The organism is Streptomyces sp. NPDC002265, assembly GCF_040296125.1.
Lineage (GTDB): Bacteria > Actinomycetota > Actinomycetes > Streptomycetales > Streptomycetaceae > Streptomyces.
In genome coordinates this window covers 1-2,333 of record NZ_JBEOWS010000631.1, presented here as the reverse complement: position 1 = coordinate 2,333, position 2,333 = coordinate 1, and the positions used below count along the sequence as shown (strand labels likewise).

At 71.8% G+C, this 2,333-nt stretch carries 1 protein-coding gene; it reads right to left on the bottom strand.

Annotated elements, in window-relative coordinates; translation table 11 throughout:
• Positions 1–131: 131 nt before the first annotated feature.
• The coding region (locus ABT085_RS45760) for a WD40 repeat domain-containing protein (protein WP_351623028.1) at positions 132–2,333 on the bottom strand (2,202 nt) is incomplete at its 5' end.

Below are 2,333 nucleotides of genomic sequence, written 5' to 3'. Positions count from 1 at the left end.
CACGTGCCCGCACAGCGCGGTGAAGCAGGAAGCCCCCGGAAGGGTCAGACGACCCAGGCCGGAATCCCTGGACTTTAGGCCAGGGAGCACGTCAAAGGGGAGCACGCCGCGCCCGGCGCGGCGTGCCCGGGTCAGGGCTGCGGGCAGAGCGCGCCGGTGTCCTGGCCGGGGAGGTGGCGGTCGAGTTGCGCCGCGGTGGGCGTTGGGGCGGTGGCTCCGCAGATGCGCCGGATGGCTTCGGTCGCGGTCAGCGGCCAGTGGATGATGCGCTGGTCGGCTCCCGCGGACAGCAGGGTTCCGTCCGGGGTGAACGCCAAGCCCTGCACGTCTGCCGAATGGCCGGTGAGGGTGGCGATGCGCCGGTGGGTTCGTACATCCCAGACGACGATGGTGTGATCCTCACCTGCCGAGGCGAGGAGGTGTCCGTCCCTGCTGAAGGCGAGCGTGCCGACCGCTGCGGTGTGGCCGGTCAGGGTGCCCCGGCTTTTCCCTGTCCGGGTCGACCACAGGCGCACCGTGTGGTCCGAGCCGGCGGTGGCGATCAGATCGCCCGCCGGGGTGGCCGCGATGTCCTGCGTGGACCCCTGCGTGGCCGGGAAGGCCTTCACCAGCCGGTCGTCGGCGGTGCTCCACACGGCGATGCCGCCGGCCGGTGTGCTCGCGACGAGGAGGCCGCCCCGAGCGGGGTAGGCCATGGCGGTCGAGGTGCGCGGGCCGGCCGGCGCCGGCAGTGGACGGGGGTGTGCCGGGTCGCTGACCCTCCAGCGGAACGTTCCTCCGAGAGACATCACGGTGACCGTGCTGCCGTCCGGGCTGAAGGCGACGTCCGTGCCGGTGCCTATACCGGTGAAGGCGAGGGTGGTGTAGCGCCGCCCGGTCGATGGGTTCCACAGAGTCAGGGTGTGGTCGCGCGTCACGGCCGCCAGCACCGTGGCGTCCGGGTTGAACGCGACTGCCTTGACATGGTCGGAGTGTCCGCCCAGCAGCCGTTCGGCAGCACCGGAGGCATTCCAGATCCGTACGGACCTGTCATCGCCGGCGGAGGCGACGAGCCGGCCGTCGGAGCTGACGTCCACGTCGTTCACGGCGCCGCCGTGACCGCTGAAGGGAAGGGCCGTCCGGCGCACCACGATGGTGCGTCCCAGGCCGCCCGAGACCACCGTGCTCGCGTCCGGTGCCAGGTCCAGAGCCATGGTCTCCGAGCGGTAGCGGTCGGCGTGGCGGGCGATCTGCTCGCGGCGCCGGTAGTCCCAGATCGAGATCATGCCCTCTTCGTCGGCGATCGCGATCCGATCACCGACCGGTGCGGAGATCATCCAGGGGAAGGCCGTCTGTACCGGGAGGTCGGCGAACTGGCGGGCCGAGCGGTGGGTAAGCCGCCAGAACCTGATGCCGTGTTCTTCGGAGGCCGTGGCCAGGACGTCGGATGTGGAGCCGAACCGGGCCACCTGGGCGCCTTCGGTGTTCAGCTCGAAGCGACGGCGACCGGTTTCGATGTCCCAGACGGCCACCGTCCCATCGGTACGGGTGACGGCGAGCGAGCGCTGATCGCCGGCCAGGCTGAGTGCCGCGGGCATACCGGTGGGCAGGAACACGGCCTTGCCACCGCCCAGCGTGGACACCCGTGTGCCCTCGCCCGTGCCGTAGGCCACGACCGTGCCGTCGGCGCTGAAGGCCAGACCGTTGCTGAGGTCGCCGGACACGACCTGCTTGAACAGCACCTTCCTCGACCGGACCTCCCGCACGACGACCGAGCCTCCGGTCGGCTGCTTCGGATTGTTCAACCGGGCCAGGGACGCCAGCCGGGTACCGTCGGCGTTGAAGGCCACCCGCAGCGCGAAGAACCCCTGGGGGAGTGGCTTGACGACATGCTCGGTGAAGGAGGCCAGCTTCCTGCGTCGGTTCGGATCCCACAGCTCCACGGTGCCGTCGCTGGTGGCCGCGGCCACCAGCGAGCCGTGCGGGGACAGGGCCAGGCCGAACGATGCGGGCCCGTTCGTGTTGAGTACGACGCTGGGCTGCGCGGACGCCGACGTACTGATCACCGCGCCCAGGGTGTCGGCGTCGGGGTGCAGCCGATAGGCGGCCAGGGCGAGGGACCGGGCGGCGTCCGGGTCGGTGGCGACCAGCGAGCGCGACGTGAGCGCGGCCTGATGGGCCAGGACGGTCAGGTGCTCGCGCTGTGCCACCTGCCGCTGCTGCCAGGCGGCACCGCCCCCGGTCACGGTCGCCGCCAGCAGCACCGCCAGCACGATCGCCAGGACCCTCAGCCGGCGGACCCGGCGCCGCGCCGCAGCGAGTTCGGACTCGGCCAGCTCCTCGCTGGCGGCGAG